The sequence below is a fragment of the Devosia polycyclovorans genome (assembly GCF_042181575.1).
Taxonomy (GTDB): domain Bacteria; phylum Pseudomonadota; class Alphaproteobacteria; order Rhizobiales; family Devosiaceae; genus Devosia; species Devosia polycyclovorans.
The window spans coordinates 370,351-396,884 of the sequence record NZ_CP170082.1; the positions used below are offsets into that span (position 1 = coordinate 370,351).

Below are 26,534 nucleotides of genomic sequence, written 5' to 3' on the forward strand. Positions count from 1 at the left end.
TTATCAGCCATACTACCTATCGTCTTTCGTCCTGTTCCGCGGGCAAAAGCACACCGGACGACGCAATGCGGTCGGTGTGTTCTTCCAGCGCTGGGGCGATGTAGCGGGCCAGTCTATTGGCCTTGTCCACCGCCGATTGGGCTGCCGCCCCTCTTGTGAGGGCAGCATGTATCACATTTTCGAGCCCAAGTGCCAAACCCATTTGCACACTTGAGAGCGATTCGAAATGCGGCACGTCCGGAGCGGTCATTCCGGCCTCGCGCTTCGCATGGTTGAGGGCCCGAAGGGTCCCCAGCATCTTGTTGCGGCCATCCTCGGCAGCATCGCTGGCCGTTACAAGCGCAATGGCCTCGCCAGACTGCAGAGCGCCCTTGACCTTGGTGGCGCCGGTTAAGAACTGACCGGCCTTGCGCGCCATGCCGAGTGCCGAGAGCAGACGCTGTTCGAGGCGAAGCCTGGTCAGGTCCGCCAGATCGTCCGGCACGGCCACCTGGGCCTTGAGGCTGCGCGAAAACGCCTTCTTCTTCACCGCCTCGGCGACGGCGGCCTGGCTGAGCGTGATCCACACACCGCGGCCTTCGGCCCGCGCGTCGACGTCGGGTACGATCAGCCCATCGGGGCTCACCACAAAACGCACCAGCGCCTCGACCGGCATTTCTGCCCGGGTCAAGGCACAGGTTCTAACCATTTGCGCGCTCCGGGCCAAGGCCGGGTGCTCCCGAGAGGGCGGTCCTTAGACCGCCGCCTCCTCGGAAAAGCCTTCGCCGTCATCCTGGACTGCGAGGTCTTCTTCGGTGATCCAGCCGGCCTTGACACGGGCCTGCATGATCATGTCCTCGGCTTCCTCACGAGATACGGGGAAGTCCTTGAAGGTGCCTTCAAAGCGCTTGGTTTCACCATCCTTGCGTTCGGTCCAGCCGATCAGGTCGTCGGCGGCACAGCCGGCGAAGTCCTCGATCGTCTTGATGTCTTCCTGACCAAGGGCCACCAGCATGGCGGCATTGAGGCCAGCAATATCGTAAAGTTCATCCTCAACGCCCAGCGCCTTGCGCTCTGCGTCGTATTTCGCCTCGATCTCGGCCAGGTATTCGGCGGCGCGATTCTGGATCTCGGAAGCGGTTTCCTCGTCGAACCCTTCAATCGAGGCAATTTCCTCAGGTTCGATATAGGCCAGTTCCTCGACCGAGGAGAAGCCTTCGGAAGCCAGTAGTTGGGCAACCATCTCGTCAACGTCAAGGGCCTGCATGAACAGGGTCGAGCGTTCGGTGAATTCCTTCTGGCGCCGCTCGCTTTCTTCCTGTTCGGTCAGGATGTCGATATCCCAGCCGATAAGCTGGCTAGCCAGGCGCACATTCTGGCCGCGACGGCCGATGGCGAGGGAGAGCTGTTCGTCGGGCACCACCACTTCGATGCGCTCGGCCTGTTCGTCCAGCACGACCTTGGCGACTTCCGCCGGCTGCAGCGCTGAGACCACGAGGTCGGCAATCGAATCGGTCCAGGGGATGATGTCGATCTTTTCGCCCTGCAATTCGGCGACAACCGCCTGCACGCGGGAGCCGCGCATACCCACGCAGGCGCCGACCGGGTCGATCGAGCTGTCATTCGAAGTCACGGCGATCTTGGCGCGCGAGCCCGGATCGCGGGCGATCGAGCGGATGGTGATCACGCCATCATAAATCTCCGGGACCTCCTGCATGAACAGCTTGGCCATGAACTGGGGATGGGTGCGCGAGAGAAAAATCTGCGGACCGCGCTGTTCGCGGCGCACATCGTAGATATAGGCGCGCACGCGGTCGCCATAGCGGAACATTTCACGCGGGATCAATTCGTCGCGACGGATGATGGCTTCGCCGCGCCCGAGATCGACAATCACGTTGCCGTATTCGACGCGCTTGACGGTGCCGTTGACCACTTCGCCGACGCGGCCGGTATATTCCTCGAACATGCGATCGCGCTCGGCGTCGCGCACCTTCTGGACGATAACCTGCTTGGCGGATTGGGCGGCGATGCGGCCAAATTCCATGGGCGGCAGGGGCTCGGTCAGAAAGTCGCCAACCTTGGCGGTGGGGTTCTTGACCTGGGCAAATTTGAGCGCGACCTGGCGGGAGGGCTCTTCGACGTCATCGACGATTTCAAGCAGGCGCCACATGCGGGTCTCGCCGGAGCGCGGATTGATCTCGACCTTGATTTCGGTCTCGGCGCCATAGCGGCCCTTGGCGGCCTTTTCCATGGCATCCTGCATCGCCTCGATCACCACCATGCGGTCGATGGATTTTTCGCGGGCGACGGCGTCGGCAATCTGCAACAGCTCAAGGCGATTCGCGCTAACGGCCATTTCAGTTTTTCTCCTCAGAGACTTCGTCAGTGTCGGCGTATTCGAGAGTTTCGGTCTCGTCGTCGTCGATGGGGTGGAGCTCCTGGTCGGCGCGGGCCATATCCATGAGCTTGTCGGTCATCACCAGCTTGGCTTCGGCGATGGTCGAGAAAACCAATTTGTGATCGGGGTCGGTGCCCCCGGGCGCGTCGGGCAGGCGAATGGTGACACCCTCGTCATCGACGGCAGAGATTTCACCGCGGAAGCGCTTGCGGCCATTGATCATGTCCATGAGCTCGACCTTGGCCTCATGGCCAAGAAAGCGTTCATAGTCACGCTTGCGGACCAGAGGCCGATCAATGCCCGGGGACGAGACTTCCAGATGATATTCGCGGTCGATCGGATCTTCCACGTCCAGCACCGGGGAAAGGTCCTTACTCAGCGTCTCGCAATCGGTGATGGTGAACCGCCCGTTCTCGTCCTCGGCCATGATCTGCAGCGTGCAGCCGTTCTCGGGGGTGATCTTCACCCGCACCAGCGCAAAGCCCAGATCATTGGCCACCGGCTCGACAATGCGGGAAATGCGGGCTTCCAGGCCCGTTTCCTTGATGTAGCGCTTTTCGGTCAGGTCGAAAGCCAAGTCTTTATCCAACCCTTCGGGCAGAGGCGCATGTCGTGCGCGACCTGCCGATAAACAAAAAGAGCGGGGGCCGGTCAGGGCACCCACCCTCGATATGAGAGCAATGATGTTGGCGGTTCTATAGACCGCCAGTGCGGGAAAGGCAAGGCTGGACGCGTCTTACTTCTCCCAGGTCACATTGCCCACATCGGCACCCGCTTCTTCGAGCAGGCTGCGCAGGTCCTTGACCATGGGGTCGGGACCGCAGAGGTAGAAGTTCTGGCTGAGATCGGGCACGTGATCCTTGAGGAAGCCGGCAGCGATCCGCTCCTGCAGCAGCGCCGACTTCGGATCGTCCGTCACCGTCCAGAGCACATCGAGCCCCTCCATGGCCTCGAATTCATCGCGCAGGATGATGTCCTTTTCGCTGCGGTGGGAGGCGATGAGCCGATGACCGGCCAGCTTGCCGGTGGCCTGCAGGTGCCGGAGGATGGCGATGAAGGGGGTGACGCCAGCGCCGCCAGCGATAAAAGTGCCCGGCCCCTTATACTGAATGGTGCCCCAGACGTCGCGCAGGATCAGTCGATCCCCTGCCCCCAGTGACCACAGTTCATTGGTCACGCCGGTATGGTCGAAATAGCTCTTGATGGTGAATTCGAGGGTGTCGGCATCGGGCAGGCACGTGAAGGTGAAAGGCCGTTTCTTGTCGCGCCATTCATCGCGGTCGATGCTGACTTCAGTTGCCTGGCCGGGGGTGAAATCATACCCCTTGGGGCGCTCCAGCCGATAATGGCGCACATTGTGAGTGACGGGGATGGTGTCGAGAATTCGGACGCTGGTTTCCATGTTCCAAGGGCTCCTTTGCTTTCTCAATCGTCGGGCAGTGCAGAGGTTGCATAAGCATGTATCGGGAAGGGAACCCGGTTTCCCGGGGGATACCAGGTTTCCTCCAAAGCCCTTGATTTCCTTGAGCAAACTCTCGGAAGACACGGACCGAATTCAAGGCCAAAAAAGCTGAAAACAGCTGCTTGTGGGGGGGCGGGCCCGTGCGCATTTCCTTTCTCGTTCACAACAGAAAGGATCATCCTGCCATGATCAAGAACAGTGTAATCGCCCTCGTCACCGCCGCCGCCCTTGCCGGTATTGCAGCACCTGCCATGGCTGGCACCTCGCTGACCCAGACCTCCGACAGCGACTTCGATGCAGCCTATGTGCTCGCCCAGGTGCAGGACAAGGGCATCAATGCCAGCTCGGTCGAGGAGTGGGGCGACTATGTCGTGGCATCCGTGACCGATGCCGAGGGCAAGCAGACCCTGGTTTATCTGACCCCGGTCACTCTCGAAGTGGTCAATCTCTAATTGATCGCAAGGCCCGGCGCCGCCAGTTTCCGGCGGCGCCCCTAGGCAATGGCCTATGGAGCGGTACGGATATCGGCGGCGTCGAACAGACGCCGCGCCTGTTCCACCGCATAGCGGTTGCGCTGGGCAAATCGCTTGAAGTCATCGGCCAGGTGCAGCAATTCACGACCCAGATCGGTCAGGTCATATTCCACCCGGGGCGGTATGGTCGCATAGGCCGTGCGGGTGATGAAGCCATCGCGCTCAAGCTCGCGCAAGGTGACGCTGAGTGACTTCTGCGGCACCCCGCCCATATTGCGGCGCAATTCGTTGAACCGCATGGTGCCATCGCGCAATTGCGCGATCACCACCAATGTCCACTTGCCCGGCCGCACGACCAGCAGGTCCGGATCGACCGCAAGGGCATTGTGGGGCTCGGACATGTTTCACTCCGTGACGCTTGCGCACCCGATATGGGGTGCAAAGCGCCAAGGTCCAGAGCCTGAGGACATAAAGCCGATCAGGGTTGCCGGCTGGTTACACCGCAAGACGCGGAAAGCTGAAGTAGAAGGAATGCATGCGCCCCTCGCGCCGGGCCTTCTGCTCGTAGCGGGTGGGCTGCCAGCCGGGATAGGGCTGGAGCCAGCTGCCCGGGGCCTGGGGGGCAAAGATGAACGAGGGCGTGCGCAGGATATGGGCCAGGGTCCAGTTGGCGTAGTCGTCGATATCGGTGGCGAAATGGAAGACGCCACCCGGACGGATCACCCGGGCCAGTTCGGCGAGCGTGGTGGGTGAAACGAAGCGCCGTTTGTGGTGCCGCGTCTTGGGCCAGGGATCGGGATAGAGCAGATAGACCTCGTCGACCGAGGCGTCCGGCAGGGCCATCAGAAGCTTGAGCGCATCGTCGGTATAGAGGCGGACATTGTCGAGGCCCCTGGCTTCAATGGCCTGCACCATCTTGCCGATGCCGCCGGTAAAGACCTCACAGCCGATAAATCCGGTTTGCGGCGCTTCGGCGGCCTTGCGCGCCAGATGCTCGCCGCCGCCATAACCGATCTCGATGACGATGTTTTCCGCATCAGGAAACAGGGATTCGGGGAGCAGCGTGTCGCCAAGCTCAATCTGAAAGCGCGGCAACAGCTCGGCGACCTGCGCCTTCTGGCCGCCATGCAGCTTCTTGCCCGAGCGGCGGCCGAAAAAAGCGCGCGGTTCGCCGGAGCGGGTCTTTGGCAGTTCGTGGTCGGTCATGCTGTCTTGTTGCAAAGGAAAGGCCTCTCTCCCGCTTTTGCGGAAAAGAGGCCCCGGGTCAACGTGGTTGTGGCTCAGGCTACCGCGGCCTTGAGTGCCTTGACGAGGTCGGTCTTCTCCCAGGAGAAGCTGCCGTCGCGGCCGGCCTTGCGGCCGAAATGGCCATAGGCGGCGGTCTTGGCGTAGATGGGCTTGTTGAGATCGAGATGGGTGCGGATGCCACGCGGGGTCAAATCCATAACCTCGGCCAGCGCCTTTTCCAGCACCGCCTCATCGACCTTGCCGGTGCCGTGCAGATCGACATAGATCGAGAGCGGCTTGGCCACGCCGATGGCATAAGAGAGCTGGATGGTGGCGCGATCAGCAAGACCGGCAGCGACCACGTTCTTGGCAAGATAGCGCGCGGCATAGGCGGCCGAACGGTCAACCTTGGTGGGATCCTTGCCCGAGAAGGCGCCGCCACCATGGGGGGCTGCCCCGCCATAGGTATCGACAATGATCTTGCGGCCGGTCAGGCCGGCATCGCCATCGGGACCGCCGACGACGAACTTGCCGGTCGGGTTGACGTGCCAGACGGTCTCGTCGCTGATCCAGCCCTGCGGCAGGGCTTCGCGCACGATCGGCTCGACGATATTGCGCACGTCTTCCGAGGTCAGGGTTTCATCCAGATGCTGGGTCGAGAGCACGATCTGGGTGACCCCGACCGGCTTGCCATCCCGGTACTGCACCGTGACCTGGCTCTTGGCATCGGGACCGAGCTTGCCGGCGGGCCCGTGATTGGCCTTGCGCGCTTCGGTCAGCGAAGAGAGAATCTTGTGCGCGTAATAGATCGGCGCGGGCAGCAATTCGGGGGTTTCACGGGCGGCATAACCGAACATAATGCCCTGGTCGCCGGCGCCGACATCCTTGTTGCCGGCCTCATCGACGCCGACGGCGATGTCGGCGGACTGGCCATGAAGCAGCACATCGATGCGGCAGGTTTTCCAGTGGAAGCCGGACTGCTCGTAGCCGATGGCACGGATAGCCTTGCGTGCGGCGGACTTGAACTTGGACGGATTGACCACCGGGGCGCCGGATGCGTCGGTCAGGATGGTGCCATCCTTGCCTTTTTTCAGCAGCGTCTCGGGAACCCGGACTTCACCGGCGATGACCACGCGATTGGTGGTGGCCAGGGTTTCGCAGGCGATGCGGACCTGGGCGGGGTCCATATTGGCCTTCTTGGCCTCCTTGAACACCAGATCGACGATTTCGTCGGAGATGCGGTCGCAAACCTTGTCAGGATGCCCCTCGGAAACGGATTCCGAGGTAAAAAGATAGTCAGAACGGGCCACGTTAAACCTCTTTGCAAAGTGGCGAGGGCGCACGCGGGAGTGCGCGTGGCCGGACATGATCCCGGCCACTTTCAACCCTGTTATGCACAGGTCTGACCCGACAAAGCAAGTGCGATATAAAGAAAGCTTTATATGGAGTCGGCGATGGTAGCAGCAATTCTTGCCCTTTGCCGAAGCGCCGCCTTTGCCTGATGCCTTTTCTTGATGCCTTTTCTTGATGCCTTTTCTTGGCCACCGCTCTGTGCCAAGGAAGGACCGGTTACAGACAAGCGGATGACAACATGGCCATCAGAGTGCATCGCGGCGATTTGCCCAATCTTTCCAATTATGGCCGCGAGGTTGCGATCGACACCGAGACCATGGGGCTCAATCCGCATCGCGACCGGCTCTGCGTGGTGCAGCTCTCGCCGGGCGATGGCAGCGCCGACGTGGTGCAAATCCCCCAGGACGTGAGCGAAGCGCCGAACCTGGTCAAGCTTCTGTCCGACCCCGGTGTGACAAAAATCTTCCATTACGCGCGCTTCGACGTGGCCGTGCTGCAGAACCGCTTCGGCGTCGTCACCGGCCCGGTCTATTGCACCAAGATCGCTTCAAAGCTGGTACGCACCTATACCGACCGGCATGGGCTGAAGGATTTGGTGCGCGAACTGCTCAATGTGGACCTGTCCAAGCAGCAGCAGAGCTCGGACTGGGGCGGGGACAAGCTTTCGGACGCCCAGCTCGATTATGCGGCCTCGGACGTGCTCTATCTGCACGATCTCAAGCGGCACCTGGACCGCATGCTGGCGCGTGAGGGCCGCACCGAGATTGCCAAGTCCTGCTTCGACTTCCTGCCCACGCGCTGTGCGCTCGACCTGATGGGCTGGGAAGAAACCGACATCTTTGCCCATAGCTGAGACCGGACCGGGAGCCATGCCTGCCGCCACGGTGCCACGCCGCATCTATGATGGCCTGAGGCGGCGCAACCGCCTGGTGGCGATCCTGCGTGTCGGTGTGCCGCTGCTGGGAGCGATCGTGCTCTTTGGCCTGATTGCGCAGATCTATGTGTCGAGCTTTACCGGCCGGTTCAAAATCGAGCAGCTCAGCGTGACACCGGATGCGGTGGTGATCGACGCCCCCGAATATGTGGGCACGCTGACGGACGGGTCATCCTACCGGGTCTGGGCGGAGACGGCGCGGGCGCGGGTGGAACAGAGCCATCTGGTGGACCTCTACAATGCCCGGTTGGTGCTGAACCGGATCGACGGGGTACAACTGACCATGGAGGCGGAAGCCGCACAGCTCGACACCGCCGCGCAGCTGACCCTAGTGCCCGGCGTGGCCGACGTGGCCGACAGCGCTGGAACCACCGGCACGCTGCGCGATTCAGTATTCGACTGGGGCCGGCAAATGCTGACCAGCCGGGGCGCGGTGGCCATCGACTATTCTGACGGCACCACAATCCGGGCCGACGGGTTGATCTACGATGCCGGTGCCATTGTCTGGACATTCACCGGGTCGACGGTCACCTTGCCGGCAACACCCGGCGAAGACGATTCTGCGGCCGATGGAGACCAAGCGCAATGAAGCGGGCCCTTTTTACCCTTGTGCTGCTGGCAATCACGCTGCCGGCGCTGGCACAGAGCCGGGTCGAGATCACTGCCGACCAGACGGTGATGAATGACAGCGCACGGGAAGTGACTTTCACCGGCGATGTTATCGTGATCCACCCCACTGTGACGGTCTGGGCGCCCAAGGTGATTGCCACCTATGGCGAGGGCGGCACCACCGATATCAAGACCTTTGTGGCCACGGGAGGCAATGTGCGGCTCAAGACCGCTGAGCAGGACGCCACCGGCGAGCACGCGGTCTATACCCCGGGCGACCAGTTGCTGCGCCTAACCGGCAATGTGGTGGTCAACAATGCCAGCGGCACGGTGAGCGCCACCGAACTGGTGGTGAACCTGGCCACCAATGTCTCGACCTTTACCAGTTCGGGCGGCGGGCGCGTGACCGGGGTGTTTACCTCGCAATGAGTGAGCCGGCCCGCCCGCGCATCGACCAGACCGGCTGGCTGGTGGCCCACGGCCTGGCCAAGAGCTTTGGCAAGCGTGAGGTGGTGCGCGACGTTTCGCTGGCCGTGCGCAAGGGCGAGGCGGTGGGCCTGCTCGGCCCCAATGGGGCGGGCAAGACCACGGTCTTCACCATGATCATGGGGCTGGTCAAACCCAATGCCGGCAAAATCCTGCTCGACGGGCTCGATATCACCCGCCTGCCACTGTTCCAGCGTGGGCAATTGGGCATTGGCTATCTGCCCCAGGAACCCTCGATCTTTCGCGGGCTGACCGTCACCGGCAATATCATGGCGGTGCTGGAAAACACGGTCCGCGACAAGACCGAGCGCAAGCGGCGGCTGAAAGCGCTGCTCGAGGAATTTTCCATCACCCATATCGCCAAGTCCAATGCGCTGGCGCTGTCGGGCGGGGAAAGACGGCGCGTGGAGATTGCCCGGGCCCTGGCCGCCGATCCCGGTTTCATGCTGCTCGACGAACCCTTTGCCGGCGTCGATCCCATTGCCGTGGCCGAGGTCAAAGGGCTGGTGCGGCAACTGACCCAGCGCGGCATTGGCGTGCTCATTACCGACCATGCGGTGCGCGAGACGCTAGGGCTGGTGGACCGGGCCTATCTCATCCATGGCGGAAAGGTGATGATCCAGGGCAAGCCCGAAACCATCTCCGCCGACCCTGAGGCGCGGCGCGTTTATCTCGGCGAGAGTTTTTCGATTTAGGATTCCCCGCTGCATTTTAGTGCAATAAGCAGCTCGGGCTTGTGGAGGCGATCTCGTGGATATTGCTATTCGAGACGCGACAGATGAAGACATCCCGCACATCTTCGAAGTACGGACGAGCGTGCGTGAAAACCATCTTTCAGTCGCTCAGATGGCTGATTTGGGAATCACGCCTGACACCATTGAGGCGGCGCTTGAACAAGCTCCTTGCATTTGGGTGGCATTGCACAAGGGAACCGTCATAGGCTTTTCGATGAGCAATCTTGCGGAGGGGTGCATTTTTGCTGCCTTTGTTCGGCCCGAGTGGGAGGGCAAAGGTGTAGGCCGCAGACTTATCGAAAGGGCCGAAGCATTTCTATTTGCGCATCATGCCTGCATCTGGCTCAGCACCGACAGCGCATCTCGCGCTGCAAAAGTGTACGAACGTCTCGGCTGGACCCCGGTAGCGAAGTTGGCAAACGGCGAAATACGTTTCGAAAAACGGCGCCCGCCGGATCGCGACTGACCGCCTATCTGTAATAGGGCATGGCGCGGCTGTATCTTCCTTCACGGTTTCAACGCGCTGTCTGGCACGAAACTTGCCGAGATGACCGATTTGAGTCATGGTCCGGGCGGGAAGCAGCCGCGAGCGGCTGGAGATATGTTTGCACGCAAGGGCCTTTAACGCATGGCGCTATCGCCACGGCTGGAGTTTCGTCAGTCTCAAAGCCTGACCCTGACGCCACAACTGATGCAGTCGATCCGGCTGCTGCAGCTCAGCCATCTCGAACTGAACGACTTCGTCGATGCCGAACTGTTGCGCAATCCGATCCTGGAGCGCGAAGAGGGCGGAGACGATGCCGAGCCGGCCGAGGCGCCGGAAAAGCGCACCGAGATGAGCGCCTATGAGGATACCGTCACCCAGGGCGATCGCATCAAGGATGCTGATCAAATTGCCGAGGGCTATGACACCTCTGTGGACAATGTGTTCCCCGACGCCGGGCAGGAACATGGCCGCATTGCCGGGCCGGACCGCAATGGCAGCTTTGAGGGCGGAGAAGCCCCTGATCTTGACCAATATGTCGCCAGCCGGCCGCGCCTTTCCGACCACCTCGAGGCCCAGGCCCACATGCTGCTGCGCACGCCAGCGGACCGGCTGATCGCCCAGCACCTGATCGACGGGATCAATGAGGCCGGATATCTGGTCGTGGAGCTGGACGCCATTGCCGAATTGCTGGGCGCCGAGCTGGCCGATGTGGAAGCGGTGCTTGAGGCGCTGCAAGGCTGTGAGCCGGCGGGAATTTTTGCCCGCGATGTTGCCGAATGCCTTTCAATCCAGTTGCGCGAGCGCGACCGGCTCGATCCGATCATGCAAAAGCTGATCGAAAACCTGCCGCTTCTGGCCGAACACAACATGCCGGCCCTGCTCAAGGCGGTGGGTTGCGACCGGGAAGATCTCAGCGACATGCTGACCGAGATCCGGCTGCTCGATCCGCGGCCGGGCCTGGCCTTTGACAGCGGGCCGGTCGAGGCGGTGGTACCGGATGTGTTCGTGCGGCCCGGCCCCGATGGGGGCTGGCAGATCGAGCTCAATAGTGAGGTCTTGCCGCGGGTGCTGGTCAACCGGGTCTATTATGCGACAGTGTCGAAGAAGACCCGGGATACGGCCGAGAAGACCTTTCTGGCCGATTGCCTGGCCACCGCCAACTGGCTGACCAAGAGCCTGGACCAGCGCGCCCAGACCATCACCAAGGTGGCGGCCGAAATCGTGCGCCAGCAAGACGGGTTCCTGACCCATGGGGTGGCGCATCTCAAACCGATGACGCTCAAAATGGTCGCCGAGGCCATCGACATGCATGAATCGACCGTGAGCCGCGTGACCTCGAACAAGTACATGGCCACGCCGCGCGGTCTTTATGAGATGAAATATTTCTTCACCACCGCCATCGCCTCTGCGACCGGCGGTGGAGATCATTCGTCCGAAGCGGTGCGGCACCGTATCCGGCAACTGATTGAGGCCGAGCTGGCCAATGAGATCTTGTCCGACGACACGATTGCCGAAGTGCTGCGCAAGGAGCAGGGCATCGATGTGGCGCGCCGGACGGTGGCGAAATATCGCGAGGGGATGAACATCCCCTCCTCGGTGATTCGCCGGCGGCAGAAAAAGAGCCTCGAAGCGACGGCGCGGATCGCCTGAGCAAACCCCGAGCAAATCAGACAGGCGAACGGTAAGTGGCAGGCTTGAGGCTGTCACGCCTTTTGTTGTGACGTGAGCGTGCTGTTGCGCATGGACAGCCCTTTTGAGCGGGTCTAGCATCGCTTGTGTCGCAACCCCATTTAAGGGCTGTCGACAGACGCAGATCCGGGAAAGCCGGGAGCGGCTTTTCTGGAACTCTCGCGTCGCGCAAACGACCGAAAGGAACAAGAGCCATGACCCTACGCGTTTCGGGAAAAAACATGGATGTTGGCGATGCCCTGAGGGGCAAGGCGGAAGAACATTTCGCTACCGTTGTCGGGAAATATTTCGACGGCGGCTATGACGGCCATCTTACCCTGACACCGGACGGGATCGGTTTTCGCGCCGATTGTGTTGTCCATCTCGATTCAGGCGCCACGCTGCAGGCCAGCGCCCAGGCGGGCGACGCCACCAGTGCCTTTGAGGTCATGGCACTCAATATTGAAAAGCGTCTTCGCCGCTATAATCGAAAGCTCAAACAGCACCGCCGGGGCAATGGCGCCAACGGCATTGACGGGCTGACCGCGCAATATACCGTGTTCGGATCCACCGATGCCTTTGACGAACTCGATGAGGATTTCGCCCCCGCCGTGATCGCCGAAACGACAAAGGCACTGCGCCAGATGAGCGTCGAGGAAGCCGTTATGGAGCTTGATTTCTCTGGACAACAGGTGGTGATGTTCCGGCATGCTGGACATGGCGGGCTGAATGTGGTTTACCGCCGCGCAGATGGCAATATTGGCTGGATAGACCCAGCCCTGAGCGCAAATTAAGTAGCGCTCCAGCCGCCAAACCGCTTGGTAGATCCTAAGGCAGATTTATGGAATTGGCCGATATTCTGGCAAAGCACGCCGTGCTGACTTGCACCGGCGTCGCGAACAAACGCCAGATCTTTGAAATTATTGCACAAAAGGCCGCAGAACTGACTGCATTTCCCGCCAGCCAAATTCTCTCGACCCTGATGGGCCGGGAGGATCTGGGCTCGACTGGCCTGGGCAATGGCATTGCCATTCCGCACGGCAAGATCGAGGGGCTCAAGGGCGTGACGGCGGTGTTCGCGCGGCTCGACCAGCCCATCGACTTCGATTCGGTCGATGACGAGCCCGTGGATCTGGTGATGGTGCTGCTTGCCCCCGTGGGCGCGGGCGCCGATCACTTGAAGGCCCTCTCGCGCGTGGCGCGCCTACTGCGCACCGAAAGCGTGACCGAGCAATTGCGCGCCGAGAGCGATCCGGCGCAATTGCACGCGATCCTCACCGCTCCGGTGGAGAACACCTACGCAGCCTGAGCGTCGCGCCGGCAAGACAAACAAAACCCCCGCGGCCTGGCCGCGGGGGTTTTGGTTCGTGGCTCCCGAGTGGGGCTTTAGTGCAGCGTGGCCACGCCGATATTCTGATCGCCCAGCCATTCGGCGACGGCTTCGGCGGTATCGGCAACCATCAAGGGCGTGCCATCGGCCGACATCACCAGCTGATACTGGGTGGCGCCATCGAATTCGGCATCCTCGATCAGAACCGAAAGCAACAGGCCGGAGACCGGCTTGACATAGGCCACCGCATCGCCGCCCAGCGCTGCGAATTGCGCGCGTGTCAGGTCCTTGAGCGGGTTTGCGGCGTCCATGGCCGCGTCGGAATTGCGCTTGTCCATCATTTGTCGGCCCTTTCTTCTTGTTTCCTCAAACTGAGCGAATATCGATCTGTCGGGCGATCTTGGGCGCCGGTGGGCGCTCAACTATAATAACGAGCATACCATGTCCCAGAGTTGCATCCTTCACATTCATGCCATCGGCAAGAAGAAAGGTACGCTGGAACTGGCGGGTCGCAATCCCACGATGCAGGAAGTCACGGCCTGGCTCGTCCTTCTGGCGGCCGCGCACCTGCAGCTGGTTGTCCTCCACACTCACCTCGAGGTCGGATTGAGCAAACCCGGCCACGGCGATGGAAATGTGGAACCTCTCGGCTCCATCCCCGCCCGTGGTGCGTTCGATATTGTAGGGAGGATAGCCCTCCGCTGACCGGGTCAGCCGGTCGATGCGCTCCTCGAAACTATCGAAGCCGAGGAGAAAGGGGGCGGAAAACACCGAGATACGCGACATCAAAAGCGTCCTTGAGCATCAAGCAACGTCCGGTTCGCAACCCATATTGCCTGGCATCACGAACCTGCCAGAGATATGGGTCAGACGCGCAAAAGGTTCAAGTCATGTCCCAGACCGTCGCCATCGTCACACCCGCCTACAAGGCGCAATCCACCCTGACCACCACGGTCAGGAGCGTCCTCGACCAGACCCATGCCGACTGGCAACACTGGATCGTGGCCGATGACGGTTTCGATTATGGCGCCTTCCTGCATGAATATGGGCTGAACGATCCGCGCCAGGTGTTTCTGGCTAGCGGGGGCACTGGGCTTGGCGCATCGGTCGCGCGCAATGCCGCGCTGGAGAGGCTCGATACGCCCTATGCGGCTCTGCTGGATGCCGATGACCGCCTGAAGCCGCAAAAACTGGAACGGGCCGTCGCGGCGCTGGCCGGTTTCGGCATTGTCACCACCGCGCTCGACGTCATGAGTGACGGTTTTCACCATCTCCGCTTCGTCGGTGCCGGCCCTGACCGTGTCCTCACGCCGGGCGAACACAAATGGGTGAGCCTGTCCATGGATGCGATGGTGGTCTGGGATCGGCGCCGTGGCGACGGACGGTTCGACCACGAGATGAGCAACATGACCGACCTGGAGTTCCTGCTGCAGCTCTATTCCACCAACCCGCAGAGCTACCACCTGGGCTCGCCGCTGCACGACTATATCAAGCGGGACGGCTCGATGAGCAATGCCCGGGACGTTACCGCCGGGATGATCGCGTCAAAGCGCGAAATCATCGCCCGGCTGGAGGGAGGCCGGTACGGCTTGAGCGAAGAGGACGTTGCCGGGATGGTCGGGTTTCTCGACATATCGATCATGGCCGAAGCGGCGTATGGCGCGGCCATCGCGGCGCGGCCGGGCTTGTTGTTTGAGGACCATATCGAACCGATGTTGAGCGCCCGGGCTTCATAAAAAATTCTTCTGCTCCCCCAAGGACCTGCGCCGTCTCGCCTCCGCGCGGGTTTGTGACAATCGGATGACGGCATTGGTGAGGTTCCTTTAAGGCACGCCCGAGTACCTGCGGGAAACCAATCGGTTCGTGCTGGGAATCTAGAACCTATGATTTTGAAGAACCTCTCGCTGTCGGGACGCATCTATGCGGCTTTCGGCATGCTTATTGTGCTCATGGGCGTTCTGCTGGCCATCGCCTTGTCCGGCGTTTATGCGCTTAGCGGCACTTTCAGGGACTATGCAGATGCCACGGCCCAAGCCAGTGAGGCACAAAAAAATGCTGCCCTGCTGGCCGATGCCAGATTGGCTTTTGCAAACTATCAAACCAGCCCGACCCCGGAAAACGTCGCGACGGTCCGCGAGCAATTGTCCTTGTTACCCGCGGCCGGCTCGAGCGACTACCGGACGGCCGTGGAGTCGATGACGGCGATAGACGCCACGGTCAAAGAGCTGACCTTGACGATGCGTCAGAGCGGCGTGGCGGCGGGCGACACGCTGGGCGCGCTGATGACCAAGATGTCGGAGGCCGCCAGCATCAATGCCAAGGCCGCGGCGCTGGCGGGTCTGGCGATGCGCGATCTGCTGCTGGCGCGTCTCGAAACCGAAAACCTTCTGATGGGCGATATGACTGCCGAGGGACGGGCGATGAACTCCGCCGCCCAGGCGCAGGAGGGGCTGGCTGCCCTCAGGTCCACTTTCTATCGGCCCGAAGATCTGGCCAGTGTCGATGCGGTGACCGAGACGCTTGCCGGCTTTGTCAGTTCCATCCAAGCGGTGAGCGGGCAATTGCAGGACCGCAACGGACTGGCCGAAACGGCTCAAGTGGTCGATGCCAGCCTGGCAACTCTTTATCGCGACAATGCGCAGGTGGCCACCGGGGAGCAGGAACGCCTGGGAGCCCAGGCGGAAAACCAGGCCGCCACGATCGGGCTGGCCGGCTTGGTGGCAGGGCTGGGCGCCCTGATCTGCGGTGTTGCCCTGAGCATCTTCACCGCGCGCTGGCTGTCACGCTCGGTGGGCGTCATCGCTGCGAGCATGGATCGGCTGGCTGCCGGTGATTTTGCGGTAAGCCTCACCGGGGCCGACAGGGACAATGAGCTGGGACGAATCGCCCGGGCTCTGACGATCTTTAGCGAAAATGGCCGCAGCCTTGAGCAGTCCGTGGCACGCGAACGCGAAGAGGCGCAGCAGACCGCTGCAATGGCCTATCGCCGGGCGCATCTGCAGGCCGATCTGGAGCGGGTGGTTGCAGACGCCGTTGCCGGCCGGTTCGACCAGAGCCTGGCCTCCAGCTATGGCGATGCCGATCTTGATCGGCTGGCGGGGGGAGTCAACGCGCTTCTGGCGACCGTGGCGCAGGGCCTGGCCGAAAATGGCCGGGTGCTTTCGGCGCTTGCCGCCATGCAGCTTGGAGCCAGGGTGGACGGACAGTTCGCCGGTGCCTTCGGCCAATTGCAGCAGGACACGAACCTGCTGGCCGAAACGCTGTCGGATACTATTTTCCGGCTCGCTGAGGCCTCAGGATCGTTGCGCCGCGCCACCGACGAAATCTTCGAGGGCGCCAATAATCTGGCCAGCCGTACGCACAACCAGGCCGGCATGATCGAGCGAACGGCCAAGGCGGTGGAAACGCTCAAGGGCGAAGTCGCGGCCAATACAATGCTGGCCCAGGCCGCTGCGCAAAGTACCAGGGGGTCTGCCGATCTCGCCCGGGAAGGTTCGCAAGCCATGAAGCGGCTCGAAACAGCCATGGCCGGCATCCGCAAGACCTCGGACGAGATCACTGCTGTCACCGGGCTGGTTGAGGATATGGCATTTCAGACCAATCTGCTGGCCCTCAACGCTTCTGTCGAGGCGGCGCGCGCGGGCGAAGCGGGCAAGGGGTTTGCTGTGGTGGCCGTAGAGGTTAGGCGGCTCGCCCAGTCAGCGGCGCAGGCCTCGGCAAACATCAAGGCGCTCGCGGCACAATCGGCAAACTCGGTCAATGACGGCTCTCGCATTGCCGAGGAAGCAACCAAGTTGCTGGCTACGATCCGTGAAGCGGTGGCGCGCGACAGCGGCCAGATGGACACCATTGCCGAAACGGCGCAAAGCCAGAGCACGGCGATCGCCACCATTGCCGACGCCATGGGCGTGATGGACGAAGATGTCCAGCACAATGCGGCTCTAGTCGAGCAGTCCCATGCAGCAATTGACCAGACACGGGCACAGGCCGAAGCCCTGGACGCTATTGTCACCAGTTTTACCCATGGCGGAGATGCACTGGACAGGCAGGTCGCCTGAGCGAGCAAGACTGCATCGCTGTGATCGGTCTTATGGTCAGAACGGGGCAGCAAGGCACTGGGGTTCGACCCTCGTGCGCGCTGTTACGGAAATGGCCTTTGCCACAGCCAGACAATGAGGGAATAAACACGTAGAAAAGGGCGGTCGCAAAAGACCGCCCTTGTTCAGTCTCGGTTTTGAGACCGCAAAGATTACATCGCGTAGAGGGTGACGCTGGAGCCGCCGTCATCGGTGGCGTCGATGCCAATGATCTGATCAAGCGAGAAACCCTGAGCCTGCACCGAGCGCAGCAGGAACTTGTTGTTCTGGATGGTCTGCTGCAGCGAGTTGGTGTCGACGTCGATAGCAAGGGAAGCCGCCGCGGCTGGATTGACCGTGAGCACCGTGGCAGTCGTCGCATCCTGGAGGGCGCTGAAGCTGACATTGGCGTCAAACGGGCTGGCATTGGCGCCGGCGATGGACGCGGTCAGCAGGGCGGCGACGGTGAGAGGCTTGATGAAACGCATGATATTAAATCCTTTTTCGTGATCGCTGAATTGCGAACTCGGGGATAATTACGCCCAGCCCCTGCCACCAGTTGCACGATTGTACGCGAAAAATCGAACAAGCTAGTGTGAATGGTTCGTTGAAACTATTTAATGGCTTGATACGTAGTCGCGATCCCTCTTGCGCTGGTCCTGGTTTGCCCTTATGAAGCGCCATCTCCGGGCCGCCCGGCCAACAGGCATGCCGTGGCGGTCTTTGAATGCGATGGGCCTCAATCCATCCAATAAGACTCTAAAGGACCCGCAAAATGCCCAAGATGAAGACCAAGTCCGGCGCCAAGAAGCGTTTCAGCTTCACCGCCTCGGGTAAGGTGAAGGCCGGCGTTGCCGGCAAGCGCCACCGCCTGATCAGCCACAACGCCAAGTACATCCGCACCAACCGCGGCACCAAGATCCTGTCCAAGGGCGACGAGGGTCTGGTGAAGTGGTACATGCCGTACAACCGCTAAGCTGGAAGGACACTAAAGAATGGCACGCGTAAAAAGGGGCGTAACCGCCCACGCTCGTCACAAGAAGGTCTTGAAGGCCGCCGAGGGCTATTATGGCCGTCGTAAATCCACGATCCGTATCGCCAAGCAGGCTGTCGAAAAGGCCGGCCAGTACGCGTATCGCGATCGTCGCGTCAAGAAGCGCAATTTCCGGGCTCTCTGGATCCAGCGCATCAACGCCGCCGTGCGCGATCACGGCCTGACCTATGGCCGATTTATCGACGGCCTCAGCAAGGCTGAGGTTGCTGTCGACCGCAAGGTGCTGTCTGATCTGGCGATCACCCAGCCCGAAGCGTTCGCCGCCCTGGTCGTCAAGGCCAAGGAAGCGCTGGCATATCTGGAAAGCGTGGACTCCGTGACCCACGCCCGCGTCACCGCCTAAAACCTACCAGCTTTGCTGAGGTCAAAAATTGCGCCTTGCGCCGCCCGGAAGGGCTGGCGCAGGGCGCTTTGTTTTGGTCTAACACCGCCCGCAAGTCCGTCCGAATTCGAGAACAAAGATGTCCCTGGAAGCCCAGATCGATACCCTGCGCAGCGAATTGTCCACCGCCATAGCCGGCGCGGATAACGAAGCGGCGCTCGACAATGTGCGTGTTTCGGCGCTGGGCAAGAAGGGTTCCGTATCGGCCCTGCTTGCGACGCTTGGTTCGATGGCGCCCGAAGAGCGCAAGACCGCCGGTCCGGCCATCAATGGCCTTAAGGGGGAAATTGCCGGACTCATCGAGGCGCGCAGCGCCGAATTGAAGGCAGCTGCGCTGGAAGCCCGGCTGGCAGCCGAAACCGTGGACGTCACACTGCCGCTCAAGCCCGCCCCCACGGCGCGTGGCCGCATTCACCCGATTTCCCAGACCATTGACGAGATCACCGCGATCTTTTCGGATATGGGCTTCTCGATTGCCGAAGGGCCCGATATCGAGACCGACTATTTCAATTTCACCGCGCTCAACTTCCCCGAAGGCCATCCGGCGCGCGAAATGCACGACACCTTCTTCATGAAGCCGGGGCCCGATGGGGTGAAAAAGGTGCTGCGCACCCACACCTCCCCGGTGCAGATGCGCGTGATGCAGAAAACCAATGAAAAGCCGGCGGCGAGCTACATCACTCCTGCCATGGACCCGCCGATCCGGGTGGTGATGCCCGGCCGCACCTATCGCAATGACAGTGACCAGACCCACACGCCGATGTTCCATCAGGTGGAAGGGCTCGTCATCGACAAATCGAGCCATATCGGCCAGTTGCGTTGGGTGCTGGAAGAATTCCTGAAGGCCTTTTTCGAGGTGCCCAGCGTCACCTTGCGCTTTCGCCCGAGCTTTTTTCCCTTCACCGAGCCGTCCATGGAAGTGGACGTGCAGTGCGACCGCTCCGGCTCCGAGGTGAAGATCGGCGAGGGATCAGACTGGCTGGAAATCCTCGGCTGCGGCATGGTGCATCCGAACGTGATCCGCAATGCCGGGCTCGACCCCGATGTCTATCAGGGCTTTGCCTGGGGCATCGGCATCGACCGCATCGCCATGCTCAAATACGGCATGCCGGATCTTCGCGCGTTTTTCGACGCGGACCAAAGGTGGCTCGATCACTATGGGTTCCGGCCGCTGGATCTGCCGACGCTGTTCGGGGGGCTGAGCAGCTAGCATGCCGACGCTGCTGCGGTGGAAGGGATACCGGTTCTTCTTCTACTCGGCCGATGGCTGGGAACCGCCGCATATACACGTTGTCAAAGACGGTCGAGAAGCCAAGATATGGCTGCGAGACCTCAGCGTTGCGGTCAATCTCGGTTTCTCCGCTCGCGATCTCAACGAGATCAGTGGTGCGACGCGCGAGAACAAGGATGCCTTCATGGAGGCCTGGAATGACTACTTTGGTGCTTGAAATCGAAGACAGCCGCCCCATTGAAGCGCGGTGCGATGCGTCCCAATTGCATGTCCGACTGGCAGATGGACGGGAAGTATCGACCCCACTTTGGTGGTATCCACGCCTTGCTGCCGCTTCACCTGCCGCCCGCTCGGACATCGAATTGATGCCCATGGGCCTGCATTGGCCGGAAATCGATGAAGATATTTCCATCGCCAGCATGTTGCGCGGGGAAAAAGCGCCCGGGGCGACTGCGCCTTGACATCACCTGCTGCCACCAAAGAGCCGATCAAGTTCAGCTTCGGGGATTCTCCGGAGCTGGCCGACCGTTTGCTCGCGCTGGTGCTGGCGGGAAAGAAGACCGCGACCTGTGGGGCGCTGCGCGGTTTTGGCCAGGATGGCGAGCCCATGCCGGAAGTTGGCCGGCGCGATGTGGTCCTCAATGGCGCAGGCGAAGAGGCCTGCGTCATCGAGACCTTGTCGGTGGAGACGAGGCGCTTTGACGATATCGACCCCAGTTTCACCGATCTCGAAGGTGAAGGTTCTTACGCCGAATGGCGGGAGGGGCATGAGACCTATTTCGCACGCAATGGCGGGTTTTCGCCCGACATGCAGATTGTATGTGAAGCCTTCCGCCTCGTGACCGTGCTGCCCGCAGGCCGGGAAGTCTACAATCGCGTGGCGACGCCGATCTTCATTGTAACCGATATCGAGAGCGACGGGCCCACGCCGCTGCACAATTCCATGCTGAGCTTTGCCTCGGTGGCGGTGACAGCAAATGGTACGCGCCATGGGGAATTGGAAGCGGTGCTGACGCCACGGACCGACCGGCAACAGAACGAGACCACCATGGCCTGGTGGGCGACCCAGCCCGAAGCCTGGAAGGCCGCAACGGAAAATGCCGAAGACCCGGCGCTGGTCATGCCGCGCTTTGCCGATTGGGTGGAGAGCCTGCCCGGCCCAAAAGTCTTCGTTGCCGCGCCGATGATTTTCGACGGGCTCTGGATGGACCACTATCTGGATGAATATGCCGGCACGCGGGCGCTTTCGGGCCCGTTCAAGGGGCGGCAGATTTTTCGCGGCGGCGGCATCTGCCTTTATACCATGGCGGGCACCTTGCGCGGCGCGCCCTATCTTGATTGGGGCATGAGCAAGCTGCCAGCCGAATTCTACGGCCATGTGCCCCATACTCATAAGGCGATCGACGACGCGCGGGGCTTTGCCAATGTGCTTGTCGAACTTCTCAAACTCTCTTCCACGCTGCCGCCGATCAATGGCAGCAAGAGCGACTTCCGCTAAGGACCAAAAAGATGAAATTCACCCTCGATTGGCTCAAGGAACATCTCGACACCAGCGCATCGGCCGATGAGATCGGCAAGGCGCTGACCATGATTGGCCTCGAGGTGGAAGGCATTGAAAGCCAGGGCAAGGCGCTGGAAGCCTTTGTGACCGCTCATGTGGTCTCCGCCGAGCAGCACCCTAACGCAGACAAGCTGCGTGTATGTAAAGTCGATGCCGGCACGGGGGAGCTGATTGACGTGGTCTGCGGGGCGCCGAATGCCCGCACGGGTCTCAAATCCGTGTTCGCTTTCCCCGGCACCTATATTCCGGGCAAGGACATGACCATCGGCAAGGGCAATATTCGCGGCCAGGCCAGCAATGGCATGCTGTGCTCCAATGCCGAACTGGAGCTGAGCGAGGACCATGACGGCATTATCGAATTGCCCGAAGATGCGCCGGTGGGCGTCAAATATGTCGACTATGCCGGCATGGATGGCGTGGTGTTCGATATTTCGATAACCCCCAACCGCGGCGACGCGACCGGCGTCTATGGCATAGCGCGCGATCTGGCGGCCTTCGGCCTGGGGACGCTGAAGAGCACGGATTTCTCTCCGGTTCCCTCCAGGGGCGCGAGCCCGATTGCGCCGCTGCCGCACCAGTTTGGGGCGGACGAACCCAAGGCGATCCGCAAGTTTGCCGGGCGGTATCTCAAGAACATCAAGAATGGTCCCTCGCCCGACTGGCTGCAGCAGCGCTTGCGCGCCGTGGGCCTGCGGCCGATCAATGCCGTGGTCGACATCACCAATCTGGTGTCACTGGGTTGGGGCCGTCCCTTGCATGCCTATGACGCCGACAAGGTCGAGGGCCAGATGGCGCTGCGCAATGCGCGCGGCGAAGCGTTCGACGCGCTCGACAACAAGGTCTATACGCTGGACGAGACCATGACCGTCATCGCCGACGACAAGGGCCCGCTGTGCCTGGGCGGCATTATGGGTGGGATCCGTTCGGGGGTGACCGAGGAGACCACCAATGTCTTTATGGAATGCGCCAGCTGGGACCCCGATCTCATCGCCCAATCCGGCCGCAAGACCGGCATCGTATCGGACGCCCGCTATCGGCTTGAACGCCATGTCGATCCGGCGCTGACCGAGCCCGGCATGGAACTGGCAACCCGGCTGGTGCTGGAGCTGTGCGGTGGCGAGCCGATGGAACCGGCCATTTCGGGTGAGGATGTCTTCCCGGACACCGTGGTTGAATTCCCGCTGGCCGAGGTCAATCGCCTGACCGGGCTGACCGTGGCGGGCGATGAGATCGAGGCTATCCTGGGCCGGCTTGGCTTTGCCATGGAGGGCGCCGGGCCAGTGCGGCAGGTAAAGGTGCCGAGCTGGCGGCCGGATGTGACGCAAAAGGCAGACCTCGTTGAAGAGGTGATGCGCATGGTGGGCGTGGACAATGTGCCGGTCGAACCGCTGCCGCGGTTGACCCATGTGGCGCCACGCATGCTGACCACCATCCAGAACCGCCGCCGCATTGCCCGCCGGGCCCTGGCGGCCCGCGGGCTGGATGAGGCAGTGACCTGGAGCTTCATCAGCCATGACGAGGCCACCCGCTTTGGCGGGGGCACCGAAGACCGGCAATTGGCTAATGCCATTGCCTCGGACATGACCGATATGCGGCCCTCGCTGCTGCCCGGGTTGATTGCCGGGGCCAGGCGCAATGCCAACCGCGGCTTTGCCGATGTGGCACTGTTCGAGGTCGGGCAGATTTTTCTCTCCGACCAACCCGAAGGCCAGCACACCTACGCCTCCGGCATTCGCACGGGCACGGCGACCCTTCATGGCCCCGGCCGCCACTGGTCGGGCAAGGCGACCGATGTCGGTGTTTGGGACGCCAAGGCCGATCTGGCCGCTGTGCTTGATGCGCTGGGCGTCGATATCGAAAAGGTGCAGGTGCTGCCCGAGGCGGCAGACTGGAGCCATCCGGGACGCGGCGGGCGCATTGCGCTTGGGCCCAAGGTGACGCTGGGCTGGTTTGGCGAATTGCACCCGGCGCTGAGCGCCGAACTCGACATCGAAGGCCCGGTTGCCGCCTTCGAGATCGATCTCGATGCCATTCCCGAGCCACGCAAGAAAGCCACCAAGACCAAACCGGCCCTTGAGCTCAGCCCGCTCCAGCCGGTCAGCCGTGACTTCGCATTCGTGATGGATCGAAGTGTGACCGCGGCGGCCATTCTCAAGGCGGCCCGGGGTGCAGACAAGGGGCTGATCAAGGATGTCGGGATCTTCGACGTGTTCGAGGGCAGCCATGTGGGCGAGGGCAAGAAGTCCGTCGCCATTGAGGTGACCCTGCAGCCGAAGGACAAGACGCTGACCGATGAGGAAATCGACAAGGTTTCGGCGGCGGTGGTTGCGGCCGTGACCAAGACGACGGGCGGGGAACTGCGGAAGTAGCTCTTCCAGCCCCTCCCCCTTTTGGGGAGCGGGACGCGGCGCCAGGCCGAAAGCCATAGCAATGTTGGGGAGGAGCTTTTCTGGCACCAGGCGTTTCAAGCTCCCCCTCCCAGCCTCCCCCTCAAGGGGGAGGTGCCGGACCGGTGGCATAACCGGCATAGTGTCCAATTTCGGAGACTCTCTTGTCCCGCACCGATGCCATTCTCGCACGCCTCAGCAAGCTGCACCCCAGGCTGATCGATCTCAGCCTGGATCGCATGATCCCGCTGCTCGAAAAGCTGGGTAATCCGCAGGACCACCTGCCGCCCACGATCCATGTTGCGGGGACCAACGCCAAGGGCTCGACCATTGCCTATCTGCGCGCTTTTCTCGAAGCGGCGGGCAAGTCGGTTCACGTCTATAATTCGCCGCATCTGGTGCGGTTCAACGAACGCATTCGCCTGGCCGGGACATTGGTCGGCACACGAAAACTCAACGCCGCGCTCGAAGAGGTGGAGCAGGTCAACAATGGCGATCCGATCACCTTTTTCGAGGTGACGACGGTGACCGCATTCAAGCTCTTTGCTGACACGCCGGCCGATTTCCTGTTGCTCGAAACGGGCATGGGCGGGACCTATGACACCACCAATGTGGTCAAGCGGCCGCTGGGCACCATCATCACCCCGATCGACTATGACCATCAGGGATTTCTGGGCAATTCGCTGGGCGAAATCGCCGCGAACAAGGCGGGTATCCTCAAGCGCGGTGCAAAGGCCGTGATGGGTATTCAGCAGGATGAGGCGCGCACCGTGCTGGACCGGGCAGCGCGGCGGCTGGGCGTCACGCCGATCTGGCAGAATGAGGATTTCCATGGCTCAGCGGAGGAAGGGCGTCTCGTATTTCAGGACGAGGCCGGCTTGCTCGATCTGCCGCCTCCCGCCCTGCCCGGCCCGCATCAGTTCGACAATGCGGCTCTGGCTATCGCCGCCACGCGCCATTTCGGCCTGCCGGTGGATCAGAACGCCTTTGCCGAGGGGCTGAGGCGCGTGACCTGGCCTGCGCGCATGCAGCCGATCCGCACCGGCAAGCTGCGTGGGCTGCTGCCGGAGGGTCATGAATTATGGCTCGATGGCGGGCACAATCCACATGGCGCGGCGGCCCTGGCCCGCACCATTGCCGCCATGCCGGAAAAACCGCTGGTGCTGATCATGGGCATGATGAACAACCGCGCACCGGAAGATTTTCTCGAAGTGTTTCGCGACCTGCATCCGACCCAAGTGCTGACCCTGACCATTCCGGGCGAAGAAAACGCTCACAAGAGCGAGGACATTGCCGCCCGGGCCCGGGCGCAGCGCTTTCCTGCCAAGGCAATGCGCTCGATCACGACCGCGCTCAAGGCTGCGGCCGGGGTGGCAGACGCCCGCGTGCTGATCTGCGGCTCGCTCTATCTGGCGGGCGATGTGCTGGCCAAGAACGGAACTGTGCCGGACTAAGGCTGATCCGCGGCGTCACGACGACAGCTGGAACCGCTCGAACCGGGTGAGCTCTGCGTCAATGGCGGCTTTTGCTTCGGTGCCGGTTTGTTCAAGCCAGGTCCATTTCTGCACCAGCACTCTAGCATTGGCCCGATCGGTCTTGAGGTCGATGGCAGCCACGACGCGATCATCGAGCACTACCGGCAAGGCGAAATAGCCATACTGCCGCTTTGCTGCCGGTACATAGGCCTCAAAAATGTGGTCGTAGCCGAACAAGAGCTTCAAACGCTTGCGCTGGATGATCAGCGGATCGAACGGCGAGAGGATATGCACGCGATTAGCGGGGGAAGGCGCAACGGTTTCCAACGCCTCCCGCGTGGTCCAGTGCTGCACTTTTTCGGCACCCTCGATAGTGACCGGCACCAGCCGGCGGCGCTTGACGCGGGCCTCGATCATTTCCCGCACAGGCTTTTTTGCCGGGGCGTTGAGGTGGCAGATGGAATCAAGGCTCACAATGCCCTGGCTGCGCAAGGCCCGGTCGAGCAGATAGGCCGTCACCTGCCGCGCGGTGGCGGGGCGCGGGGCCCTGTCCCAGCCGAAATGGCGGCTGATCAAATCATAGGTCTTGAGCATGCCCTGGCGTTCCGAGATCGCGACAAGGCCCTGGTAGAACATCAGTTGCAGCACGCGCTTGGATGGCTTGCGGCTGGCCCAGGGGTGGGTCTTGTCGACCAGTTCGTCATCGTCGATGTCGCGGATGGAGAGGGGTCCCTCGGTCTTGAGGCGCCTGGTCATGGCGCTGACCTCTTTTTTGGTGACCGAGCCGAACCAGGTGCTGGGGTGTTCGCGATAAGCCTTCATGGCGGGCAGGAAGAACGGCAGGTCGGCTGAGGGGACATAGCTCAGGGCATGGGTCCAATATTCGAACACTGATTTTTCAGCCGATTGCAGCGCGGCCAGATCACTGCGCTGATAGGCGGGAATGCGGGAATACAGAATGTGATGGTGGCATCGCTCGATGACATTGATGGTGTCAATCTGCACATAGCCCAGATGTTCGATGGCCGCCTGCGCCGCCTCGGGGCCAGCGCCGAACGGCTCGACCACATCGAGGCGCTGTGCGCGCATCCAGATGGCGCGGGCCTGGGCGGGGGAAAGGGTGAGGGGTTTGCGCGGCACGGGTGATTCCTGAGGTCTGACAGAACGATGTCAGATCAGGAAGGCGTGTCAAATGAAGGCAGGAGGTCGCGTAGCGAGGAAAAAATTC

Annotated in this window: 29 protein-coding genes and 1 pseudogene; 19 read left to right on the top strand and 11 right to left on the bottom strand. The window is 61.7% G+C overall.

The features are described 5' to 3' along the window. Positions 1-16 precede the first annotated feature (16 nt). From ACE4RL_RS01840 to ACE4RL_RS01855, 4 genes are all read right to left on the bottom strand, one after another. Positions 17-688 carry an RNA-binding protein gene (locus ACE4RL_RS01840; protein WP_375598840.1) on the bottom strand — a complete coding sequence of 224 codons (672 nt, stop codon included), beginning with the start codon at positions 686-688 and terminating at the stop codon, positions 17-19. 45 nt (positions 689-733) lie between these two features. Next, positions 734-2,335 (bottom strand): transcription termination factor NusA, encoded by a 1,602-nt coding sequence (nusA, locus tag ACE4RL_RS01845; protein WP_375598841.1) that lies wholly within the window; start codon positions 2,333-2,335, stop codon positions 734-736. Position 2,336: 1 nt separating this feature from the next. After that, positions 2,337-2,954: a ribosome maturation factor RimP gene (rimP, locus tag ACE4RL_RS01850; RefSeq protein WP_375598842.1), complete on the bottom strand. Its 618-nt coding sequence runs from the start codon at positions 2,952-2,954 to the stop codon at positions 2,337-2,339. Between the two features lie 159 nt (positions 2,955-3,113). Next, positions 3,114-3,779 (bottom strand): flavodoxin reductase, encoded by a 666-nt coding sequence (locus ACE4RL_RS01855; protein ID WP_375598843.1) that lies wholly within the window; start codon positions 3,777-3,779, stop codon positions 3,114-3,116. A 245-nt stretch (positions 3,780-4,024) separates the two neighbouring features. On the opposite strand from ACE4RL_RS01855, the gene ACE4RL_RS01860 reads away from it, so the two are divergent. Beyond that, on the top strand, positions 4,025-4,291 hold the full coding sequence (locus tag ACE4RL_RS01860) for a PepSY domain-containing protein (RefSeq protein ID WP_375598844.1): 267 nt from the start codon (positions 4,025-4,027) through the stop codon (positions 4,289-4,291). A 53-nt stretch (positions 4,292-4,344) separates the two neighbouring features. Here ACE4RL_RS01860 and ACE4RL_RS01865 read toward each other — a convergent pair whose 3' ends face one another. The 3 genes from ACE4RL_RS01865 to metK form a co-directional block, all read right to left on the bottom strand. Next, positions 4,345-4,713 carry a winged helix-turn-helix transcriptional regulator gene (locus tag ACE4RL_RS01865; protein ID WP_375598845.1) on the bottom strand — a complete coding sequence of 123 codons (369 nt, stop codon included), beginning with the start codon at positions 4,711-4,713 and terminating at the stop codon, positions 4,345-4,347. 94 nt (positions 4,714-4,807) lie between these two features. Next, positions 4,808-5,518, bottom strand: a complete 711-nt coding sequence (gene trmB / locus ACE4RL_RS01870) for a tRNA (guanosine(46)-N7)-methyltransferase TrmB (protein ID WP_375598846.1) — start codon at positions 5,516-5,518, stop codon at positions 4,808-4,810. A 74-nt stretch (positions 5,519-5,592) separates the two neighbouring features. Continuing rightward, a complete protein-coding gene (gene metK, locus ACE4RL_RS01875) occupies positions 5,593-6,906 on the bottom strand; it encodes a methionine adenosyltransferase (RefSeq protein ID WP_375598847.1) in 1,314 nt (437 codons plus the stop codon). 224 nt (positions 6,907-7,130) lie between these two features. Here metK and ACE4RL_RS01880 point away from each other — a divergent pair, with 224 nt between their 5' ends. From ACE4RL_RS01880 to ptsN, 8 genes and pseudogenes are all read left to right on the top strand, one after another. After that, positions 7,131-7,745 carry a ribonuclease D gene (locus ACE4RL_RS01880; RefSeq protein WP_375598848.1) on the top strand — a complete coding sequence of 205 codons (615 nt, stop codon included), beginning with the start codon at positions 7,131-7,133 and terminating at the stop codon, positions 7,743-7,745. 16 nt (positions 7,746-7,761) lie between these two features. After that, the gene (locus ACE4RL_RS01885) at positions 7,762-8,415 is read left to right on the top strand and encodes a hypothetical protein (protein WP_375598849.1); all 654 of its coding nucleotides are present in this window, start codon (positions 7,762-7,764) and stop codon (positions 8,413-8,415) included. Then, positions 8,412-8,864, top strand: coding sequence for an LptA/OstA family protein (locus tag ACE4RL_RS01890; protein ID WP_375598850.1), 453 nt, complete (start codon positions 8,412-8,414; stop codon positions 8,862-8,864). The genes ACE4RL_RS01885 and ACE4RL_RS01890 overlap by 4 nt, the downstream gene beginning before the upstream one ends. Positions 8,865-8,869: 5 nt before the next feature. Next, positions 8,870-9,616: pseudogene (lptB, locus tag ACE4RL_RS01895) on the top strand (LPS export ABC transporter ATP-binding protein); the annotation flags it as partial. Between the two features lie 55 nt (positions 9,617-9,671). Next, complete coding sequence (locus ACE4RL_RS01900; protein WP_375598851.1) at positions 9,672-10,121, top strand: GNAT family N-acetyltransferase; 450 nt, start codon at positions 9,672-9,674, stop codon at positions 10,119-10,121. 162 nt (positions 10,122-10,283) lie between these two features. Continuing rightward, entirely contained in the window at positions 10,284-11,792 is a 1,509-nt protein-coding gene (rpoN, locus tag ACE4RL_RS01905) for an RNA polymerase factor sigma-54 (RefSeq protein ID WP_375598852.1), read from the top strand. Positions 11,793-12,025: 233 nt separating this feature from the next. Next, positions 12,026-12,604: a ribosome hibernation-promoting factor, HPF/YfiA family gene (hpf, locus tag ACE4RL_RS01910; RefSeq protein ID WP_375598853.1), complete on the top strand. Its 579-nt coding sequence runs from the start codon at positions 12,026-12,028 to the stop codon at positions 12,602-12,604. A 47-nt stretch (positions 12,605-12,651) separates the two neighbouring features. Beyond that, a complete protein-coding gene (gene ptsN / locus ACE4RL_RS01915) occupies positions 12,652-13,119 on the top strand; it encodes a PTS IIA-like nitrogen regulatory protein PtsN (protein WP_375598854.1) in 468 nt (155 codons plus the stop codon). A 77-nt stretch (positions 13,120-13,196) separates the two neighbouring features. On the opposite strand, the gene ACE4RL_RS01920 is transcribed toward ptsN, so the two are convergent. Both ACE4RL_RS01920 and ACE4RL_RS01925 read right to left on the bottom strand, forming a co-directional pair. Next, positions 13,197-13,481 carry a DUF1150 family protein gene (locus tag ACE4RL_RS01920; protein WP_375598855.1) on the bottom strand — a complete coding sequence of 95 codons (285 nt, stop codon included), beginning with the start codon at positions 13,479-13,481 and terminating at the stop codon, positions 13,197-13,199. 25 nt (positions 13,482-13,506) lie between these two features. Further along, complete coding sequence (locus ACE4RL_RS01925) at positions 13,507-13,926, bottom strand: Hsp20 family protein (RefSeq protein ID WP_375598856.1); 420 nt, start codon at positions 13,924-13,926, stop codon at positions 13,507-13,509. 104 nt (positions 13,927-14,030) lie between these two features. Between ACE4RL_RS01925 and ACE4RL_RS01930 the strand changes: the two genes are divergently transcribed. Next, positions 14,031-14,876, top strand: coding sequence for a glycosyltransferase family 2 protein (locus tag ACE4RL_RS01930; RefSeq protein ID WP_375598857.1), 846 nt, complete (start codon positions 14,031-14,033; stop codon positions 14,874-14,876). Between the two features lie 147 nt (positions 14,877-15,023). Further along, positions 15,024-17,198: a methyl-accepting chemotaxis protein gene (locus ACE4RL_RS01935; protein ID WP_375598858.1), complete on the top strand. Its 2,175-nt coding sequence runs from the start codon at positions 15,024-15,026 to the stop codon at positions 17,196-17,198. Between the two features lie 191 nt (positions 17,199-17,389). Here ACE4RL_RS01935 and ACE4RL_RS01940 read toward each other — a convergent pair whose 3' ends face one another. Beyond that, positions 17,390-17,704 carry a hypothetical protein gene (locus ACE4RL_RS01940; RefSeq protein WP_375598859.1) on the bottom strand — a complete coding sequence of 105 codons (315 nt, stop codon included), beginning with the start codon at positions 17,702-17,704 and terminating at the stop codon, positions 17,390-17,392. Positions 17,705-17,991: 287 nt separating this feature from the next. Between ACE4RL_RS01940 and rpmI the strand changes: the two genes are divergently transcribed. From rpmI to ACE4RL_RS01980, 8 genes are all read left to right on the top strand, one after another. Then, positions 17,992-18,192 carry a 50S ribosomal protein L35 gene (gene rpmI / locus ACE4RL_RS01945; RefSeq protein WP_035084480.1) on the top strand — a complete coding sequence of 67 codons (201 nt, stop codon included), beginning with the start codon at positions 17,992-17,994 and terminating at the stop codon, positions 18,190-18,192. Positions 18,193-18,211: 19 nt separating this feature from the next. Further along, a complete protein-coding gene (gene rplT / locus ACE4RL_RS01950) occupies positions 18,212-18,613 on the top strand; it encodes a 50S ribosomal protein L20 (RefSeq protein WP_375598860.1) in 402 nt (133 codons plus the stop codon). A gap of 118 nt (positions 18,614-18,731) precedes the next feature. Next, positions 18,732-19,862 carry a phenylalanine--tRNA ligase subunit alpha gene (gene pheS, locus ACE4RL_RS01955; RefSeq protein ID WP_375598861.1) on the top strand — a complete coding sequence of 377 codons (1,131 nt, stop codon included), beginning with the start codon at positions 18,732-18,734 and terminating at the stop codon, positions 19,860-19,862. 1 nt (position 19,863) lies between these two features. Beyond that, a complete protein-coding gene (locus ACE4RL_RS01960; RefSeq protein WP_375598862.1) occupies positions 19,864-20,100 on the top strand; it encodes a DUF4160 domain-containing protein in 237 nt (78 codons plus the stop codon). After that, entirely contained in the window at positions 20,081-20,344 is a 264-nt protein-coding gene (locus ACE4RL_RS01965) for a DUF2442 domain-containing protein (protein ID WP_375598863.1), read from the top strand. The genes ACE4RL_RS01960 and ACE4RL_RS01965 overlap by 20 nt, the downstream gene beginning before the upstream one ends. Next, positions 20,341-21,381 (top strand): ASCH domain-containing protein, encoded by a 1,041-nt coding sequence (locus tag ACE4RL_RS01970; protein WP_375598864.1) that lies wholly within the window; start codon positions 20,341-20,343, stop codon positions 21,379-21,381. The genes ACE4RL_RS01965 and ACE4RL_RS01970 overlap by 4 nt, the downstream gene beginning before the upstream one ends. 11 nt (positions 21,382-21,392) lie before the next feature. Beyond that, positions 21,393-23,813, top strand: coding sequence for a phenylalanine--tRNA ligase subunit beta (pheT, locus tag ACE4RL_RS01975; RefSeq protein WP_375598865.1), 2,421 nt, complete (start codon positions 21,393-21,395; stop codon positions 23,811-23,813). A gap of 182 nt (positions 23,814-23,995) precedes the next feature. Beyond that, entirely contained in the window at positions 23,996-25,285 is a 1,290-nt protein-coding gene (locus tag ACE4RL_RS01980; RefSeq protein WP_375598866.1) for a bifunctional folylpolyglutamate synthase/dihydrofolate synthase, read from the top strand. 15 nt (positions 25,286-25,300) lie between these two features. Here ACE4RL_RS01980 and ACE4RL_RS01985 read toward each other — a convergent pair whose 3' ends face one another. After that, the gene (locus tag ACE4RL_RS01985; RefSeq protein ID WP_375600217.1) at positions 25,301-26,395 is read right to left on the bottom strand and encodes a winged helix-turn-helix domain-containing protein; all 1,095 of its coding nucleotides are present in this window, start codon (positions 26,393-26,395) and stop codon (positions 25,301-25,303) included. Between the last annotated feature and the right edge of the window lie 139 nt (positions 26,396-26,534).